16 protein-coding genes, 2 tRNA genes and 2 pseudogenes are annotated in these 18,621 nt (G+C 58.1%); 11 read left to right on the top strand and 9 right to left on the bottom strand.

Features of this window, described 5'->3' with window-relative positions:
• The first annotated feature begins 4 nt into the window (after positions 1 to 4).
• Together MW046_RS07895 and lpdA are read left to right on the top strand one after the other, a co-directional pair.
• Positions 5 to 1,447, top strand: a complete 1,443-nt coding sequence (locus tag MW046_RS07895) for a dihydrolipoamide acetyltransferase family protein (RefSeq protein WP_247992573.1) — start codon at positions 5 to 7, stop codon at positions 1,445 to 1,447.
• 4 nt (positions 1,448 to 1,451) lie between these two features.
• Positions 1,452 to 2,876 carry a dihydrolipoyl dehydrogenase gene (lpdA, locus tag MW046_RS07890; protein WP_247992572.1) on the top strand — a complete coding sequence of 475 codons (1,425 nt, stop codon included), beginning with the start codon at positions 1,452 to 1,454 and terminating at the stop codon, positions 2,874 to 2,876.
• Positions 2,877 to 3,181: 305 nt separating this feature from the next.
• Here lpdA and MW046_RS19815 read toward each other — a convergent pair.
• Positions 3,182 to 3,244: pseudogene (locus MW046_RS19815) on the bottom strand (antitoxin VapB family protein); the annotation flags it as partial.
• Between the two features lie 139 nt (positions 3,245 to 3,383).
• Here MW046_RS19815 and pheA point away from each other — a divergent pair.
• From pheA to MW046_RS07865, 4 genes are all read left to right on the top strand, one after another.
• On the top strand, positions 3,384 to 4,190 hold the full coding sequence (gene pheA, locus MW046_RS07880) for a prephenate dehydratase (RefSeq protein WP_247992571.1): 807 nt from the start codon (positions 3,384 to 3,386) through the stop codon (positions 4,188 to 4,190).
• Positions 4,191 to 4,257: 67 nt separating this feature from the next.
• Positions 4,258 to 4,668 (top strand): Hsp20/alpha crystallin family protein, encoded by a 411-nt coding sequence (locus tag MW046_RS07875; RefSeq protein WP_247992570.1) that lies wholly within the window; start codon positions 4,258 to 4,260, stop codon positions 4,666 to 4,668.
• 77 nt (positions 4,669 to 4,745) lie between these two features.
• The gene (gene leuS, locus MW046_RS07870) at positions 4,746 to 7,586 is read left to right on the top strand and encodes a leucine--tRNA ligase (protein ID WP_247992569.1); all 2,841 of its coding nucleotides are present in this window, start codon (positions 4,746 to 4,748) and stop codon (positions 7,584 to 7,586) included.
• A gap of 99 nt (positions 7,587 to 7,685) precedes the next feature.
• Entirely contained in the window at positions 7,686 to 7,883 is a 198-nt protein-coding gene (locus MW046_RS07865; protein WP_247992568.1) for a DUF7535 family protein, read from the top strand.
• A gap of 16 nt (positions 7,884 to 7,899) precedes the next feature.
• Here the strand turns inward: MW046_RS07865 and MW046_RS07860 are convergent, their stop codons facing one another.
• A complete protein-coding gene (locus MW046_RS07860; protein WP_247992567.1) occupies positions 7,900 to 8,895 on the bottom strand; it encodes an ornithine cyclodeaminase family protein in 996 nt (331 codons plus the stop codon).
• A gap of 99 nt (positions 8,896 to 8,994) precedes the next feature.
• On the opposite strand from MW046_RS07860, the gene MW046_RS07855 reads away from it, so the two are divergent.
• On the top strand, positions 8,995 to 9,822 hold the full coding sequence (locus MW046_RS07855; RefSeq protein WP_247992566.1) for a DUF7537 family lipoprotein: 828 nt from the start codon (positions 8,995 to 8,997) through the stop codon (positions 9,820 to 9,822).
• Between the two features lie 17 nt (positions 9,823 to 9,839).
• On the opposite strand, the gene thsB is transcribed toward MW046_RS07855, so the two are convergent.
• From thsB to MW046_RS07830, 5 genes are all read right to left on the bottom strand, one after another.
• Positions 9,840 to 11,483 (bottom strand): thermosome subunit beta, encoded by a 1,644-nt coding sequence (gene thsB / locus MW046_RS07850; protein WP_247994744.1) that lies wholly within the window; start codon positions 11,481 to 11,483, stop codon positions 9,840 to 9,842.
• Positions 11,484 to 11,748: 265 nt separating this feature from the next.
• Positions 11,749 to 11,829 (bottom strand) — tRNA-Ser (locus MW046_RS07845).
• Positions 11,830 to 11,892: 63 nt separating this feature from the next.
• On the bottom strand, positions 11,893 to 12,705 hold the full coding sequence (locus MW046_RS07840; RefSeq protein WP_247992565.1) for a helix-turn-helix transcriptional regulator: 813 nt from the start codon (positions 12,703 to 12,705) through the stop codon (positions 11,893 to 11,895).
• Positions 12,706 to 12,925: 220 nt separating this feature from the next.
• Complete coding sequence (locus MW046_RS07835; protein ID WP_247992564.1) at positions 12,926 to 13,528, bottom strand: hypothetical protein; 603 nt, start codon at positions 13,526 to 13,528, stop codon at positions 12,926 to 12,928.
• A 156-nt stretch (positions 13,529 to 13,684) separates the two neighbouring features.
• Complete coding sequence (locus MW046_RS07830; RefSeq protein WP_247992563.1) at positions 13,685 to 15,193, bottom strand: glutamate-cysteine ligase family protein; 1,509 nt, start codon at positions 15,191 to 15,193, stop codon at positions 13,685 to 13,687.
• A gap of 257 nt (positions 15,194 to 15,450) precedes the next feature.
• Here MW046_RS07830 and MW046_RS07825 point away from each other — a divergent pair, with 257 nt between their 5' ends.
• Positions 15,451 to 16,362, top strand: coding sequence for a universal stress protein (locus tag MW046_RS07825; protein ID WP_247992562.1), 912 nt, complete (start codon positions 15,451 to 15,453; stop codon positions 16,360 to 16,362).
• Positions 16,363 to 16,384: 22 nt separating this feature from the next.
• On the opposite strand, the gene MW046_RS07820 is transcribed toward MW046_RS07825, so the two are convergent.
• Positions 16,385 to 16,457 (bottom strand) — tRNA-Gln (locus MW046_RS07820).
• A 110-nt stretch (positions 16,458 to 16,567) separates the two neighbouring features.
• Between MW046_RS07820 and MW046_RS07815 the strand changes: the two genes are divergently transcribed.
• The 3 genes from MW046_RS07815 (at position 16,568) to MW046_RS07810 (ending at position 17,767) form a co-directional block, all read left to right on the top strand.
• Entirely contained in the window at positions 16,568 to 17,137 is a 570-nt protein-coding gene (locus MW046_RS07815) for an IMP cyclohydrolase (protein WP_247992561.1), read from the top strand.
• An 81-nt stretch (positions 17,138 to 17,218) separates the two neighbouring features.
• Positions 17,219 to 17,341 carry a hypothetical protein gene (locus MW046_RS19415; RefSeq protein ID WP_282190200.1) on the top strand — a complete coding sequence of 41 codons (123 nt, stop codon included), beginning with the start codon at positions 17,219 to 17,221 and terminating at the stop codon, positions 17,339 to 17,341.
• A gap of 105 nt (positions 17,342 to 17,446) precedes the next feature.
• Positions 17,447 to 17,767 (top strand): cupin domain-containing protein, encoded by a 321-nt coding sequence (locus MW046_RS07810; RefSeq protein ID WP_247992560.1) that lies wholly within the window; start codon positions 17,447 to 17,449, stop codon positions 17,765 to 17,767.
• A gap of 15 nt (positions 17,768 to 17,782) precedes the next feature.
• On the opposite strand, the pseudogene pstB reads toward MW046_RS07810, so the two are convergent.
• Positions 17,783 to 18,553 (bottom strand): annotated as a pseudogene (gene pstB, locus MW046_RS07805) (phosphate ABC transporter ATP-binding protein PstB); the annotation flags it as partial.
• Between the last annotated feature and the right edge of the window lie 68 nt (positions 18,554 to 18,621).

Below are 18,621 nucleotides of genomic sequence, written 5' to 3'. Positions count from 1 at the left end.
AACGATGACACACGAATTCGAACTTCCGGACGTTGGAGAAGGTGTCGCAGAAGGTGAGATCGTCAACTGGCTCGTCGAAACCGGCGACCCTGTCGAGGAAGACCAGCCAGTGGTGGAGGTCGAGACGGACAAAGCCGTCGTCGAAGTCCCCTCGCCAGTAGATGGGACGGTCGCTGAGCGACGGGCCAAAGCGGGCGAGATAGTGCCCGTCGGTGACGTTATCATCGTCTTCGACACCGACGGAGATGGAAAAGCAACCGAGACCGAGACCGAAACAGAAGCCGAATCCGAAGCCGAAGCCGAACCGGCGTCGACGACGGACGTCGAGGCGGAAGCCACGGATCGCGTTTTCGCCGCACCCAGTGCGCGCCGCCTCGCGCGCGAGCGTGGAGTGGATATCAGTGCCGTCGAGGGATCCGATCCGAGCGGCCGCATCACTGCGGAGGACGTGCGTGCCCACGCTGAAGAAACCCGGGCAGAGGCCAGCGACGGCGTCGAATCGGCCGTCCAGCCGGCCGACGAAAGCGAAGGGGACACATTCACCCCGGCGAGCGAGGGAGCCGACCGCGATAGAACCCTCGCCGTGCCCGCCACCCGGAAGCTCGCCGACGAGGAAGGAGTAGACATTGACGCCGTGCCGACAGACAGCGAACACGACGGCGAGCCGTTCGTTACGGCCGAGCAGATCGAAGCGTATACGGAGCGCCAACAGGCTGCTCAGGCAGCTGATACCAGAGCACTACAGACCGGAGAACGCGAAGAGCGCGTTCCCTACAAGGGGATCCGGCGCACGATCGGCCAGCAGATGGAACGTTCGAAGTTCACTGCGCCCCACGTCACCCACCACGACGAGGTTGACGTGACCGAACTGGTCGAAACGCGCGACGATCTCAAACAGGTCGCAAAAGAGCGGGGCGTCTCGCTCACGTACATGCCCTTCGTGATGAAAGCCGTCGTTGCCGCGCTGAAAGACCATCCGTATCTCAACGCCTCGCTGGATGAATCTACCGAGGAGATCGTGCTCAAAAACTACTACAACGTTGGGATCGCCGTCGCAACCGATGCGGGGCTGATGGTACCGGTGATCGACGACGTCAACCGGAAGGGGCTGCTCCAGCTCAGCTCCGAGATGAACGAACTCGTAACGAAAGCCCGCGAGCGTGAAATCGCCCGCGAGGAGATGCAAGGTGGGACGTTCACGATCACCAACTTCGGTGCCGTCGGTGGCGAGTACGCCACACCGATCATCAACCACCCCGAATCCGCGATCCTCGGACTGGGTGAGATCAAGGAAAAACCCCGCGTGATAGACGGCGAAATCGTCCCACGGAAGGTGATGACGCTCTCTCTGTCGATCGATCACCGCATCATCGACGGAGCGGTCGCCGGGTCGTTCACGAATACGGTGAAGCAATATTTGAACAATCCAGCGCTGTTATTACTATAAGAACATGGTCGTTGGAGATATCGCAACCGGAACCGACGTCGTGGTTATCGGCGGCGGTCCGGCCGGCTACACCGCAGCCATCCGGGCTGCACAGTTCGATCTCGATGTCACGCTCGCTGAAACGAACGCCCTCGGCGGGACATGCCTCAATCACGGCTGTATCCCATCGAAAGCGTTAGTGACCGGTGCAAACACCGCTCATGAAGCCGCCACCGCCGAGGAGTTGGGGATCCATGCCGATCCCAGTGTCGATCTCGGAGAGATGGTGGCGTGGAAAGACGACGTCGTCGACCAGCTCACGGGCGGTGTCGAGAAGCTCTGTAAGGCAAACGGCGTGAATCTCTTGGAGGGTCGAGCCGAATTCGCCGACGAGAACACGGTCCGCGTCATCCACGACGGAGAAGGCCAAGGCAGCGAATCGGTCGAGTTCCAAGACGCCATCATCGCAACCGGAAGTCGACCCATCGAGATTCCGGGGTTCGCGTTCGACGGCGATCGGATCCTCTCCTCGCGCCACGCGCTCGCACTGGAATCGATCCCCGAGAGTCTCCTCGTGGTCGGCGCGGGCTACATCGGGATGGAGCTGTCGACAGTGTTCGCCAAACTCGGGACGGACGTAACGGTCGTCGAGATGCTCGATGACGTGTTGCCGACCTACGAGTCCGACGTATCGAGCGTCGTCAAAGAGCGCGCCCAGCAGCTCGGCATCGACTTCCAGTTCGGTGAGTCCGCACAGGACTGGGAGGAAATGGACGGTGGAATCACCGTACACACAGAGACCGAAGAGGGAGAAATCGACGAATACGGCGCAGAGAAAGTACTCGTCGCTGTCGGACGCACGCCTATCACGGACACGCTGAATCTCGATGCGATCGATCTCGACACTGACGATCGGGGATTCATCCCGACCGACGACCGCACACGGACGACCCTCGATCACGTGTACGCTGTCGGCGACGTGGCTGGCGATCCGATGCTCGCCCACAAAGGAATGAAGGAAGGAGAAGTCGCGGCCGAAGTGATCGCGGGCGAGCCGGCGGCACTGGACTACCAAGCCATCCCGGCAGCGGTGTTCACCGATCCCGAGATCGGAACCGTCGGGCTGACCGAGACCGAAGCAAAAGAAGAAGGGTTCGAACCGGTCGTCGGCCAGATGCCGATGCGCGCGAGCGGACGCGCGCTCACGCTCGAAGAGACGGATGGGTTCGTGCGCGTCGTCGCCGACGAACCCAGCGGATTCCTCCTCGGTGCCCAAGTCGTCGCCCCCGAAGCCTCCGAGCTGATCGGCGAGTTGGGTCTTGCCATCGAGATGGGCGCAACCCTCGAAGACGTGGGCGCGACAATCCACACCCACCCCACTCTCTCTGAAGCCGTCATGGAAGCCGCCGAGAACGCGACCGGCAAGGCGATCCACACGCTGAATCGGTGACCGACTCAACCGACTCGAACGGAGGGGATGATCAGTAACTACGGATTTCGAGGTCGGGAACCCGATCGAAGTGCTCCGTAGTGGCTGTCACGAGCGGTTTCGAGTCGAGAACACCAATGAATAATAATAATAATAATAATATATTAGATCATTCGCGGTGAAGTCTCTTATCAATCCGGTCACGACGCCGCGGAGATCGTTCCCGACTCCTCGATAGCGGCCGCTAGATCGTTAGTATCACCCGCCCAGATTCCGGCGACCACTTTCCAAGAACGCTCACCGGAGAGACGTTTGACCACATCGCTGAAGCTTTCACCCTCACGCTTGCGCCCGCTGAGGAGTTCGTAGGCTTCCTCATCGAGTTGAATAGTCTTTGTGCCATATTGTTACACAGTACACTGTGTACGCTCGAATAGATTGTGCGTTTCAGGAGTTTGCAAGCAATCCGACCCCGAACACTCCACAGAGTCCGACGTGTTTTTCACGCGACCGGGGAAACGCCGTGTAATGAGAGCCATCACGCTGGGACCGTCAGGCACGTACTCCCACCGCGCGGCCCGGGCAGTCGCCGAGGAGATCGAGTTCGCCGAATCGGTGACGGGCATCGTCGAACGCGTCGCAAGCGAGGAGATCGAGCGCGGGGTGATCCCGATCGAGAACAGCATCGAGGGATCGGTGACGGAGTCCCTCGACGCGTTGGTCGAGTATGAGGTTGCGGTCGTCACGGAGATCGTCACACCCATCCGACACGCGCTGCTCGCACAGAAACCGGAGTTCGAAGTCGTCGCGAGCCACGCCCAGGCGCTCGCACAGTGTCGGACGTATCTCGAATCGACCTACCCCGACGTTGTGCTGGAACCCGTATCAAGCACGGCCCGCGGGGTCGAACGAGCACGGAACGATCCGACGGTGGCGGCGATCGCCCGACCCGACAACAGCGGAGAGCAACTCGACGTGCTCGCCGAAGACATTCAGGATCGCAGTTCGAACGCCACCCGGTTTGTCGTGCTCGCACCCCCAGACGAGCGGTCGGTCGCGGGTGGGAAAACGTCGCTCATCATCTATCCCGACGCCGATCATCCGGGGCTGCTGCTCGATCTCCTCGACCCGTTCGCAAAGCGGGACATCAACCTCTCGCGGATCGAGTCACGACCGAGCGGCGATCGTCTCGGCGACTACCAGTTCCACATCGACATCAACGCCGGCCTGTACGAGGAACGCACCCAACGAGCGCTCGACGAGATCCAAACCGTCGTACAGTCGGGGTGGGTCCGACGGCTCGGATCGTACGACACCAAACACGTGATAGAGTGAGCTGCTCGACTGAGTCGAGAGCTATTCGGGTGCTAGATTTATTCAGTATGAGATCGTATCTATCGATATGACGTCGCGTAACCCGTTCGAAGAGATCGAGCGCATGTTCGAACAGATGGACAAGGGGCTCCGATCGTTCGACGCGAACCTCACTCAGGGTATCCCGCTTGATCTCGTCGATGAGGGTGACACCTACAACGTCACAGCTGACCTCCCCGGGTACGACAAAGACGACATCGAAGTACGGCTCTCGCGATCGACGCTGAAGATCAGCGCCGAACGGGACGTGGAAACCGAATCCAGTGAAGGAGAGTTCGTTCGACGCGAGCGCAGCCGTGAATCCGTCAGCCGTTCGGTTCGGCTGCCGGAATCGGTCGTGGAAGACGAAACCGACGCGAGCTACAAAAACGGGGTACTCACCATTACGCTGTCGAAGGAATCGCACAGCGACGATGGAAAATCGATCCCGATCGAATAAGCAACACTCAACGGTCGAACAGAAACCGGCGAGACGAGATGTATACTTCTTTAGGCAGCCCTCCCATTCGTAGCTTCATGACCGACTACGATCCCAACAGTATCGAATCGAGGTGGTACGATCGATGGACCGAGACGGAACGTTACCAAGCGGATCCCGACGACGACGAAGCGACGTTCATCACAGTGCCGTATCCGTACCCCAGTGGAGGGATGCACATCGGCCACGCTCGAACCTACACCGTTCCCGACGTGTACGCCCGATACCGACGGTTACAGGGAGACTCCGTTCTGTTTCCGATCGGGTGGCACGTCACCGGAACGCCGATCATCGGCGCTGTCGAGCGACTGAAAAAAGGAGAAGAGAAACAGCTCGACGTGCTCCAAAACACCTACAACGTTCCCAGTGACACGCTCTCGGAGCTGGAAACACCGATGGGTTTTGCTCGATATTTCATCGAAGAGCACTACAAAAAGAACATGAAGGCGCTAGGTTTGTCTGTCGACTGGCGTCGTGAGTTCACTACCAACGACGAACGTTACAAGCGGTTCATCACGTGGCAGTACAAACGGCTGAACGATCGTGGGCTGTTAGAGAAGAGACTTCACCCCGTCAAATACGATCTCGAACAAGAAAACGCCGTTACGACCCACGACATCCTAGAGGGTGAAGAGGAGGAGTTCCAGGAGTACACGCTCGTGAAATTCGACTGGGACGGAACGACCGTCCCGATGGCAACGCTGCGTCCCGAAACGATCCACGGCGTGACCAACGCCTACATCAATCCCGACGCCGAGTACGTCCGAGCACGGGTAGACGACGAAGAGTGGATCGTTTCGACTGACGGTGTCGAGAAACTCGACTACCAGGCCCGCGACGTCGAGATCCTTGATACGTTCACGGGGGATAGTCTCGTGGGCGAGCAGGTCACGAATCCGGTCACCGAGGAGTCAGTGCTCGTACTGCCCGCGGGGTTCGTGGATCCGGACAACGCGACGGGCGTGGTGATGAGCGTGCCCGCCCACAGCCCCGACGATTGGATCGCTCTCCAGGAAGCAAAAGAGGATGAGGAACGTCTCCGTGAACACGGCATCGACCCTGAGGCGGTTCAGGCGATCGATGCGCGTCCCATCGCGGACGTCGAGGGGTACGGCGAAGTCCCTGCGCGCGATGCCGTCGAATTCGCCGAGGTCGAGTCGACGACCGATCCGGAACTCGAAACCGTCCGGCAGGAGCTGTACAACAACGAGTTCCACAGCGGTCGGCTGAAGGAGATGTATGGCGAGTACGCCGGGCAAATCATCAGCAACGTGCGCGAAGAGATCAAACAGGAGTACCAACAGCTGGGGGCGTTCGATGCGATGTACGACTTCGCGGAGACGGTCATCTCCCGGTCAGGGGGGAAGGTGATCGTTTCGGAACAGGAAACCTGGTTCCTCCGGTACAACGATACCGACTGGACGGAAAAAGCCCACGACGCCGTCGAATCGATGACGGCGATCCCCGAAACCACCCGGGAACAGTACACTCACACGATCGACTGGCTCGAAGAGTGGCCGTGTATCCGCAACTACGGGCTGGGTACGCCGCTCCCGATGGACGAGGATTTCATCATCGAGCCGCTGTCGGATTCGACGATCTACATGTCGTATTACACCATCGCTCACCGGCTCCAGGACGTCCCGGTCGAGCAGCTCACTCCCGAGTTCTTCGACACGCTGTTTTATGGGGCAGACGCCGTCGAGGAGCCGGACGAGACGGCGCTCGAACTCCACGAGGAATGGGAGTACTGGTATCCGGTCGACTTCCGCTGCTCGGCGAACGATCTCATCTCGAATCATCTGACGTTTTACCTCTATCACCACGCGGAGCTGTTTGAGAAGCCACAGTGGCCCCAAGGAATCACCAGCATGGGGATGGGGCTGCTCGAGGGAGAGAAGATGTCCTCCTCGAAAGGCCACGTCGTGCTCCCAGCCGAGGCGATCGAGGAGTACGGTGCGGACACGGTGCGGTTTTTCCTGCTCAACAGCGCCGAACCGTGGCAAGATTTCGACTGGCGCAACGACCGGGTCGAAGACACCCGCGATCAGCTCGAACGATTTTACAACCGGGCGAGCGAACTCATCGAGCGAGACGTTCCCGACGAGCAGCCCGCTCTCGAACCGATCGACCGGTGGCTGCTTGCCAAACTGCAAGCGACGGTCGAGGCGAGCACTGACGCACTCGAAGCGTTCGAAACCCGAAAGGCCAGTCAGGCCGCCTTCTATGACTTCGAGGAACATCTTCGGTGGTATCGACGCCGAACCGACCGGGATCGCGCTGGCGCGGGCTGGACGCTCCAAGAAGTGCTCCGAACCCGGCTAGAGCTGCTCGCGCCGTTCGTTCCGTTCCTCACGAACGAGCTTCACGAACAGTTGACCGGTGAGCCGGCGACGAGATGGCCGAGCGTCGATCCGGCGTTCACCGACCAAACCATCGAGATCAAGGAGTCGCTGGTAGAACAGCTCACCGAAGACATCAACGACATCGTCAACGTCACGGGCACGGATCCGGAACGGATCGCTGTCTACACGGCCGCTGACTGGAAACGCGACGTGTTCGAACAGGTCACGGAAACCGGCCCCGACGTCGGAGCCGTGATGAGTGAGGTGATGGAGCAACCCGAACTCCGCAAGCGGGGTGAAGAGGTGAACCAACTCGTCGGTGATCTCGTCGGACACGTTCGTGGCCGCGACGATGAGACGCTCTCGACGATGACCGAGATCGAAGAGCAGGCAGTGTACGAACAGGCAGAGGCGTTCTTCGCCCAAGAGTTCGGTGCCGAAATCGTCGTCAAAAACGAAACCGACGCCGGAGACGACGAACGCGAACAAGCCAGCGATGCGGTGCCGTTCCGTCCAGCCGTCCATCTGGACTGAACACGCTCGATCCCAGCGTACACGTCCGTGGTCAAAGTATCCAGCCCGCGTACTGACGATTCGGGGAACGTTTTATCTGTTGGCGTACTAGTTACAACCATGAGCACCGACGAGGAAAATCAAACGAGCGTTCCTACCGTGACCCCGGAGTATTTCGGCCGCCCAGATCGAGAGATGGACGTGATCGGCTGGATAATCTTTCTCGGGCTGATCGTGTTGCTCGTCCCGTTGTCACCGTTTTTGATTCTCATCTGGGTTGTCGGTCGACTCATGAACCGCGCGACCAGCCGCGAGTGACCCAGAAGAAGGACACTCACCGAACCGTGGTGTCGACGAGAGAGACAGGCCTACCGTTTTCCTCCGCCTGTGCACGTCCGTAAACCACGTGTGCGGCGGCGACGTCCTGAATGGCCAGCCCCGTACTGTCGAAGACGGTAAGCCCCGTGTCTGCCGTCCGTCCGGTGATGTCGCCGACGACGATCTCGCCGAGAGCCGCGTGAATATCCTCGTCGGTCAACGCGCCCACGCTCCACGGAACGTTGATCTCCCCGGAGTGGGTAGTCTGTTCGAAATCGTCGATGACGAGCGTCGACTCCGTGAGCAGTTGGTCCTCGAGTTCGTGTTTGCCGGGAGCGTCAGCGCCGATCGCGTTGATATGGGTATGGTCGCTCACCATCGATCGATCGACGATCGGTTCAGTCACTGGGGTGACCGTTGAAAGCACGTCACAGGCGGCAGCGTCTGCGACGGAACCGGCCGTGATCTCGAACGCATCGCTGTACCGGTCGACGAACCGTTCGACACGTTCCTCATCGAGATCGCTGATCACGACTTCCTCGATCGGCCGTACCGCGGCGATGGCCTCCAACTGGGTGTACGATTGGACCCCCGCGCCGACGATCCCGAGGCTGGTGGCGTCCTCGACAGCGAGGTGATCGGTAGCGACCGCGGCCGCCGCACCGGTCCGGAGCCGCGTCAGCGCCGTGCCGTCCATGATCGCTAACGGAAACGCGTTTGTCGGATCGGAGTAGATCATCGTCCCCAACACGGTCGGCAGATCGTACTTCTGGGCGTTCTCGGGGTGGACGTTCACCCATTTGATACCGGCTGCGTCCCACTCTCCGGCGTCCAGATACGCGGGCATCGATCGAAAATCACCGTTGTACCGGTCTAACTCGATGTAGGATTTCGCGGGCATCTGGGCGTTGCCCCGCTCGTAGGCAGCGAATGCATCCGATACCGCGCTGATCACGTCCGCCATCGGGGCGTTCGCCTCGACGGCCTCGTGGTCCAAGAGTAGCGTCTCCATGACGGCAAGTTTTGCGCGGACATACTAAACCTACCTGAATCGAAAGAAGCGCAACTGATGTCACAAAAGACTTATTTTAACTTTGTATGAATGAACGGTATGCGAACACTCACACCAGTCGTACTCGCCCTTTTGCTCGTTTTGTCGGGGTGTAGCGGGTTTCCGGTGATCGGAACGGACTCGGATCCCGTGACCGTCACGCCCGCACAAGTGCCGACCGATGGAGAGAAGGGGATGCCGCCGGGCGTTACGGAAAGCGGGATCAGCAGTGTTCAAACGCTGATCGACGCCCACCGGGAGGCGCTGGCGAACCGGTCGGTCGCGATCAACTCGACGTATCGGATCGCTGTGGACGATCGGACAGTAGGAGAGTCGAACACCACCATTCGCGTCGCTGCGGATCGAACGGCCGTCTCCACCGTATCGAAGCACACTCCATCCAATGCGACACGCGAGACGTGGACGAACGAAACGGGTTTCTACTCGAAAGGCACGCAGAACGGGACGGATACATATCGTCACTACAACGCGACACGAGAGAGTTTGCCCCAAGAGCGATCCGACAGTCGGCTGTCGATGGGCATCAAATCGCTGCTGCAGAAGGCGTCGAACGTGTCGGTCGAACCGATATCGGACGACGGATCGCCGGATCGGTATCTGCTTCAGGGGACACAGCAGAGAGATGAGCAATCAGGATTCTCCAGTACCAATATGACGATACAGGAAGGTAATCTGTCCGCAGTGATCGACGAAAACGGATTCATCCGTGAGTACGAATACGAGCGGCGGCAGCGAAACGACACCACGATCGCTCGTGTTAGGACCGACGTGCAGTTTCACGTGAACGCGACGCCACCGGAGCAACCAGCGTGGGTGGATAAAGCGGAAAACGCAACGAGAAACGCTGAGCAGGAAACAGAGGCGTAGAGGGAGCCGCGAGCGTTCTACATCGCGCCGCCCATGCCACCCATGCCGCCCATGCCGCCGGGGGCACCACCGGGACCGCCGGGCCCGCCGTCCTCTTCGCCCTCGGTGGAGAGGTCGCCAGCGGAAATGATGTCGTCGATCTTGAGCACGAGGTTGGCGGCTTCGGAGGCGCTCGCTAGGGCCTGTTCTTTGGCGTGGGCCGGTTCGACGACGCCACCCTCGAACGTGTCCTCGATATCGCCACCGAAGACGTTCAGTCCGGTGTTAGCGTCGCCGTCCTCGTGGACCGAGCGGAGATCGACCAGCGTGTCGATGGGATCGATACCGGCGTTCTCAGCGAGCACTCGCGGGATGAGTTCGATCGAATCCGCGAACGCCTCGACAGCGAGCTGTTCGCGCCCGCTGACGCTGTCGGCGTAGTCGCGGAGGCGACTTGCGAGCTCGACCTCGATCGCGCCGCCGCCAGCGAGCACCCGCCCGTCGGCGACAGTCTGGGAGACGACATCGAGCGCGTCGGTGAGTCCACGTTCGAGTTCGTCGACGACGTGCTCGGTCGAACCGCGCAGCAACAGCGTCACGCCGTGAGACTCTTCGTTGTTGCCCTCGACGTAGAACAGCTCTTCGTCGTCGTCACGCCGGATCGATGCCGAGCCGAGATCCGCTTCGTTGGCGGTATCGAGGTTGCTCACGATTCGCGCACCCGTGAGTTCCTTGAGGAAGCCGATATCGGACTTCTTGACGCGGCGTGCTGCAAGGATTCCCTCTTTGGCAAGGTAGTGTTGGGCCATGTCGTCGATGCCTTTCTGACAGAAGACGACGTTTGCGCCCGAATCGACGATCTGCTCGACCTTTTCTTTGAGCTGGGCTTCCTCCTTATCAAGGAACTGCTGGAGCTGGTCGGGGCTGTCGACGCTGAGCTGGGTGTCGACATCGGCCTCATCGATCTCGATCGGTTCGTCGATGAGCAGGATGTCCGCGTCCTCGACGTCGCTCGGCATGTCGGGATGAACCGGATCCTTGCTGATAACGGCCCCATCCAGCAACTCGGAGGCGCTCGCGGAGCTGCCAGTCTGGGTCTCAATGTTCACGTAATCGAGATCGACGATGCTCTCGCCGTCGCTCTCGACCGTCACGGCACTGACGGCGTCGACGATGAGCTGACTGAGCAGTTCCTTGTTGAGCTCTGCGCCCTTGCCGGTCATCGACGTCTCGGCCACCTTCCGCAACAGTTCCTCATCGGAGGCGTCGACGTCCGTCGCGATCTCGTCGATCTCCGCGCGAGCGTGTTCGCTCGCCATGTTGAACCCGCGGATCACTGCCGTCGGATGAATGTCCTGTTCGAGCAGATCCTCGGCCTGTTTCAACAGTTCGCCCGCGATCGCTACCGCCGTCGTCGTGCCGTCACCCGCCTCGTCCTCTTGGGTTTCGGCCACCTCGATGATCATCTCCGCCGTCGGGTTGTCGATGTCCATCTCCTGTAGGATCGTCACGCCGTCGTTCGTGACGGTCACATCGCCCATCGAGGAGACGAGCATCTTGTCCATCCCTTTCGGTCCGAGTGTGGACCGAACGGCTTCAGCCACCGCTCGCGCGGCAGCGATGTTGTGTGACTGTGCATCGCGGTCTTTGACCCGCTGAGCATCGTCACCGAGGATAACCATCGGCTGACCCATTTGCTGACTCATGATCAGTCAGTCGTTGTTTGCGATTCTATATAAATGTATGTGGTTCAGGAAGCAACAGGGTAACACACGGCATGGAAGTAAGCCCACCCAAACCACGGGAGACAACGAGCACACAGCCACTCCAATGCGGCCGGCTGAGATCGGTTACAGCAATGGAGAGTCCAGTTCGGTAGAAGATTTATATGGTCGACATGGAAAACCGACGAATCGTTGATCAGGTGTCGACGAGACGAAATGAAAACGCCGGGACAGGGATTTGAACCCTGGATCCCAGAGGGAACACGCTTTCCAGGCGTGCGCCTTACCACTCGGCCATCCCGGCTCGTATGAGTGTAGTTTGACCGTCCGTTAATCTTTTTCGTTATCCATGGACGCGTTCGGGAAGTCATGGTCGCTCCTGGTTCAACGTTTTCCTGACGTAGTCGGTATCGATGTGTGTGGCAGCCTCCCGATAATCACGATACAGTTGCTTTGCCCAGCCGACGGCTTTTCTGGTGTCGTTCTCGATGATTCCACTCAGTCCGTTGTCGGCGTACAGAGCCAATACGACCGTGTGAGAGCCGTCCGATTTCCGTTCAAAGATGGCTAATCCGAAGGGTGGGAGCTGTTGGCATTCGTAAATCACGAACGCATCCCGTTGGAACGCGTTGATGAGCCATTCGGAATACAAGGAAACGAGTCCATCGAAGATCTGAGACGTGATGAGAAACTCGAACTCCAAATCGTGCATCATCACCTGTTCGTAGCTAGTAGAGACGTACTGATCGTGCATAACCGGAGTAAGGCCGTACACCGCACGGGAGTCTGTGATCAATGAGAGGATCCGTCGTGTGGGTTTTTCCGGGAGGTGTGGCTCCGGAAGAACCACGTCACCGCCGTCAAACAAGATCTGTTCCCCGTACTGATCGGTCGGGAGAGGCGTCTGCATCCCTTGAGCGCGATAGATCGTCTCCAATGAACGTAAATACGATTTTCGGAGCTGGCAGAGGAGATCACCGAACGCCGTTAGTTGGTAGCCGTTAGCAGTTCGATCGACGATTTCAGCCGATTCCAACTCAGACACTCCTCTATCGACGGTCGAACGGGAGACATCTATCCGATCACACAGTTCCGGCTTTGTGAGTTCGGACTCTGCCAAGTATGGAAGCCACTCATATCTTTTCCGTAGTATTTCAGCGACCTCTGAGGTGGATGGCATACGAAGGCTCTTTGAGCAAGCAACAAAAAATTTATTGATATATGACCACATCCAATCGACAAATTGATAAAGGAACTATACAACCACATAACAATCATTCAGCTAATACTTGTAGCATGTTATAAATATATACTTTCATATATTTATGATATAATATTATTAGATATAAGTTTGGAAGATATACGGAGTCTCCACAGCGCACGTACGAACGAGTCGATGGTTACGAAAGGAACCAGTCGATGGCGACGTGATAACCCACGTCGGTAGAGCGTCGTTCGGAAGGCCGATCAGAAGGAGAGAGAGGTGTATCGAGAGAGATCTGGATCGGATCGAGTCGGTCAGTAGTAATGTCATAGAGAACTGCCGTGTCGGCTTGCATCGCGTTCGGTTGCGGATCGACGATGGTCACTACGGAATCGGACGATCGATCGATCGTGCGGCCGAAGATCGAATACACGGTGTTTTGGTGAGGATACGTGATCTCGAACGCGAGGAGTTCCCACGTTCGTTTGGCGACATCGGCGACAGCAGTCAGCGTACACTGAGGTACCGTCAATCGACAGTCGCCACGTTTCCCGATAACCGCGACGAGTTGCTCGTAGTCAGGGAGCCGTCTGACGATTTCGGTGGTTTGCAGGGGTTCGAACGCCGTCTGACGAACGTCAATCGCCGCGTTCGACACCGCATTCTCCGACCGGTCCAGAACGTTGGCTGCGAGTTCACGAAGACAGCCGCTTTCGATGAGGACGTGTGATCGATCGTCATCGAACTGGTCGAGTCGGTCGTCGGTACGTCCATCAGTTGGACCGGGAGGCGCTGTCATTGTCACCCGATATTCGTGAGAATCTTATTATCTCGCTGGTCGAAAACGTCCAGCATCCATTACCCATTCGTGTACCGTTTCACAGAAATAATTACTGGATGACCAAATCGATCACGTAGTGAGCAAATTACTCAATGGATGAGCAGCGCCCGCGTGCTACAGCCAGTCCACAAAGCGGCCCTCAATGAGCGTCTGTTCTTGTCGTTCGATGTACTCGGTCTGCATCTCCCACACAGCCTCGACGAACGGCGTTCCCGAATCGACCGCGTTTCTGACCCGGTCGTGTTTCCACCGAGCGGGCGTGACACCCTTTTGATACCGTTCTTCTAGCGGTGCGATGTACCGATCGATCTCTCGACGTGTCAACCCTCGCAACGACAGTCCATCCCGAGCATAGTCGAACAGTTCTTCGTAGATGGTCGCTTTGTCCGTCGTCTCGACACCATCGGCAGTGAGCCACTGGAACGATCCCGAAAGACCGTTCCGAGCGGCAGTATAGAAGTTCTCTTCGCTCGCATCCCACGGTAGTTGTTTGACGGGATGTTCACGCTTTGCGAGGCTTTCGAGTAGGCCCGCGTACATCGCCTGTAGACAGATCACGTCTCGAACCGTCGGCTGTCCGGGAAGCGGACGGAACTCGATTCGGGCGTTTGCGTGTGATTTCGTCGGTCCATCAAAGACGGGACGAACCCACCGCCAGTACGTGCCGTGTTTGTGGCGAAAGTGGGCGAACTGATCGCCAAAGCGATCCGATCCGTCGAACAACATCGGAACGACAGTACGGTCGTCTACGATCCGATCGATCGCCATCTCGACGGAATCGATGTCCTCGGGAAAGCACACTTTGGGCTGTTGTGGGGGGTTCAGAATCGACTCGAAAACGGCGATCCGGTTTTCCATCCATCCGTCGTCTAGAATGGTTTGGACATCGACATCGTCGTTGTACAGCTCTGGTGGGAAAAACGGCGAGTTCACACCGAGCGCAAGCAACGGCCCAGCGATCCGAAGCGCGTACTGGAAGTACGTCGGAAGGTCAGGCGCGTGAGAGACCTGGTAGTGCGGTTGAACTGAAGTGATAAGACTTTCAGACATCACGGTGTCGGCTGACAGCGTGACGTGAGGGGCGTCCAGGGACAACTCCGCACCGAACTCCACGTTCGCCATCGCGTGGTAGCGTTCGGAACCGCTCATATTCGTCGCAATGCGAATGTCATTGTCGAGGACGCTCCCCGTGAGATACCCCGTCGCGCTTTCTCCGACCGGGGGGATCGTCCACATCCCATCGCTCACGAGGCGGATCCCGGACGATTTCGTCTCGCGCAGCGCAGCATCCAGTCGGGCCTGAACTTCCGCCTCCTGAGCGGCAAGTCCGTACGTCGACAGCGGCTGTGGCGTGGTTTGCATCTCCGCGTTGTGGAGTCCCAACTCCTTTTCGAATCCGATGTATTCGAGCAACCGGCGTGGGACTCGCTTCAACGCGTCAGTTTCGTCGTCGACACCGTAAAACTCGTATTCGAGACCGACGATTCCCTGTGGATTATCGAAGGTCCCGTCCCGTATCTCCGCTTTCAACCACTCGGTTTCCCGTTCAACACGGGCCATGAACTCGTCGTGGTCTACCGACAGCAACTCGGCAACACGATCCGCGAGATCCGGTGTGGACATACCCCCACCATGTCATCTGGGGTTTTCAACTGTACGGTAGCACGGATATGATCAGTCCTCGGAAAAGGATAAGTATGCAATTGTAGAATACGATAAGGATGATGCATGATGTGTATTGACAGTATCCGACAGTAATTCTCAGGAGCTTCTCGCTACCGACATCGAACAATGGTTCGGCGACTGCCGGAACTATTACAGTCAAATAATACATCTACTAGTATTTATATAGAATCATTTGTTTCACTACGATAGGAGCCATGTCCCATCGAATCATGGTCCCCGTTGTGGACCCCGAGACAGGAAGCGATCTCATCCGTATGGCCGCCGCGAGTGCGCACGCACATGAAGATGAGAATGCTGAGGTCATGGCAGTGAACGTAATCAAAGTGACACAGCAGACGATCCTCTCCCGGGAGCCAGAATTTGAAGCGGAACACATCAAACAACGACGGGCACTGCTGTCGTCGGCCCGCGATATAGTGTCGGAGTTCAACGTCGGATTACGAACGCGGGAGATCGTCGGCCGAAACGCCGGATCGGCCGTTCTCAAGATAATCAAAGAAGAAAATGTCGATCACGTGCTTTTACACTGGAATGGTACCCGCAGCGTACGAAACTACGTGCTCGGCTCATCCATCGATCCTGTCGTTGGGCGAGCTTCCTGTGACGTGACACTGGTAACGTTCGGCCCTGAAGGCGACTGGAGTGATTCCGTCTTGGTGCTCGTAGGGCAAGGGCCACACACGCCGATCGCTGCTCGGCGGGGCGCAGAGTTCGCAACAAAGGGAAAACTCGGATTTCTCAACGTTCAAGAGCCAGATCACACGGATGACAACCACTCTCCGGAGGGACGAAGAGGGGACATCATCGAGACACTCATTGCGGAGACAGGCGTCATGGAAACGTTCGTCAAAAATGCCGAGGAGCTGTGTATCGAGCGCTCGGTTGCAGTAACAGCGGATATCGAACAAGCGATCCTTACACACGCCAGCGAGTACGATACGATCTGTATTGGGGCACCACGGTCTGGACCGGTAGCCCGGGCTATTTTCGGATCACTTCCCGAGACTATCAGTGAAAAAGCCAATTGTACCGTCGTAACGGCCCATGGGACCGATGGATTGCCGATGTCAGTTCGGGAGGCTATCGTTCGGCAGCTGAAAATCTAAAGAATTCAGCCTCGAAAGAGAATAGTCCCACCAGGATTCGAACCTGGGTCTCGGCCCCCAGAAGGCGGAAGGATTGGCCACTACCCCATGGGACTGTTTCGTCATGCAGTGGTATTCGATACATCCTAATGAGTGTTGCGAAGACAAACCGGTTTGTCAGAGGGGTATCGCCAGCTATATGCCCGCCAGCAAGCGACAGGCGAGCATGTACGTCGGACGTTTCATCGTCGTCGCTCCTGGTATCGGTGCGTACCGCGTCTCGTCTCGTTCATTTCCCCATCGGGCGATAACCGACCGGGACGGAACGTTGACCGTCGGTCCCACGACGGACGCACCGGAAACGGACAATCCGTACATCGCGTACAACTGCCTGCGGCAGGTCGACGATACGGTCGTCCTCGGGAACGGTTCTCACGTCGATCCCATCGCTGAGAAGCTCGATCGGGGGTATCCCGTCCGCGATGGGATGGCCGAGGCGCTACTGGCGCTCGATTATGAGAAAGACGACTACGACACGCCACGTATTGCCGGCATCGTTGGATCGGAATCAGCGTACGTCGGAACGGTCCGAACTGACGCACTCCTCGTACACGAGGTCACCACACCAACGCTCGTCGCAACCTACGAACGAGACACTCCCGAGCCGTTCGCGTTCGATGCTGAAACAGCCTCCGAGGCGGCTCGTGAGGTGTATTTCCACGAGTTCGAGCACCCCGTCTGTGCAGCCGGTGTCACCGTCGATGAGACTATCGAAACAGCTGTTGTGAACGACTAACTGGCGCGTGGAGACCAGTCTCCGATCCGAAACCGTGGATCCACACGCGGGTGGACATGCGTACAGGGGAGAGTGCACCGAATGGACCACAGGGAGCGTGGTGACACGGCAATCCGAGGGGGAATGACTGAACGGACGAAGCTCCAATGGGTCGAATCGGCCGGTTGCACGCGCCAACTGACTGTTGTCGTGGGGGCTATGTAACTCTCGCTAAGAGCAGTATAGAGGACTATTGTCAGCTCAGGAGTGGTCGATCGGCAGGGCATTCAGGGGTGTGTGTTTTTGGACCTGCAGACGAAACCGCCCCGTATGTCGGTAGACAAAGTCAACTACCACGATGTGGACCAGGTCGGGAACGCGATGCACTTTCTCAGAGAGCCGCTGAGCTGCGAGCAGCTCGGGTTGACTGTTGTCGAGTGTGAGCCGGGGTGGACAGGAAAGGAACACGATCACAGCGAACAGGGTGAAGAAGAAGTGTATCTGCTTCTCGACGGTAGCGCGACCGTCGTGGCCGACGGCGAGGAGATCTCGCTCGAAGCTGGAGATGCGCTCCGTCTCTCACCCGATACGACGCGCCAGATCCGAAACGGTGACACCGAAAGCACGTTCGTTCTCGCGGGTGCGCCCTGATCTCGACCCAACCGATCACCCGAATTTTCCGGTGATGTAGTCCTCGACGCGTTGATTGTCCGGGTTTTCGAAGATCTTCTGAGTGTCGTCGAACTCCACGAGTTCTCCTCCCGTGAGAAACACGGCCGTCTTATCGGAGATTCGCGCGGCCTGTTGCATGTTGTGGGTAACGATGACGACGGTGTACTCCTCCGCTAACGAATCTATGAGATCCTCGATCTGCGATGTCGCAACGGGATCGAGCGCGCTCGCCGGTTCGTCCATCAGGAGAACTTCCGGATCGGGCGCGATCGCCCGTGCGATGCAGAGCCGCTGTTGTTGACCGCCGGAAAGTTCGAGACCACTCTCATCCAATCGATCAGACACCTCCTCGAACAACGCCGCTTTCCGGAGTGCGTTTTCGACGATCTCGTCGTGATCGCCGTCGATGTTCTGAATCTTTAATCCATAAGCGACGTTATCGTAGATGCTCTTTGGAAACGGGTTGGGTTTTTGGAACACCATCCCGACACGGCGACGCAGCGCAACCGGGTCAACGTCGGGATCGTACACGTTCTTCCCAGCAAGACTGAGTTCCCCTTCGACCCGCGCAGCGTCGATGAGGTCGTTCATCCGGTTGATACACCGGAGGAACGTCGACTTCCCACACCCGGACGGGCCGATCATCGCCGTCACGCCGTGTTCGGGAACATCCATGGTGATGTCGGTGAGCGCTTGGACATCGTCGTACCAGACGTTGATATCGCGTGCTTCGATGATCGGCTCCCCGACAGTCGACTCCGTCGTGTCGAAGCCACCAGATTCGGTTGTCCCGTCACGATCGGTAGTCCGTGACTCCGATCCCGGGTTTGAAT

The sequence above is a fragment of the Halocatena salina genome (assembly GCF_023115355.1).
GTDB classification, from domain to species: Archaea; Halobacteriota; Halobacteria; order Halobacteriales; family Haloarculaceae; genus Halocatena; species Halocatena salina.
Note: the sequence above shows the minus strand (reverse complement) of the source record. Positions and strands in the feature narration are given on the sequence as shown.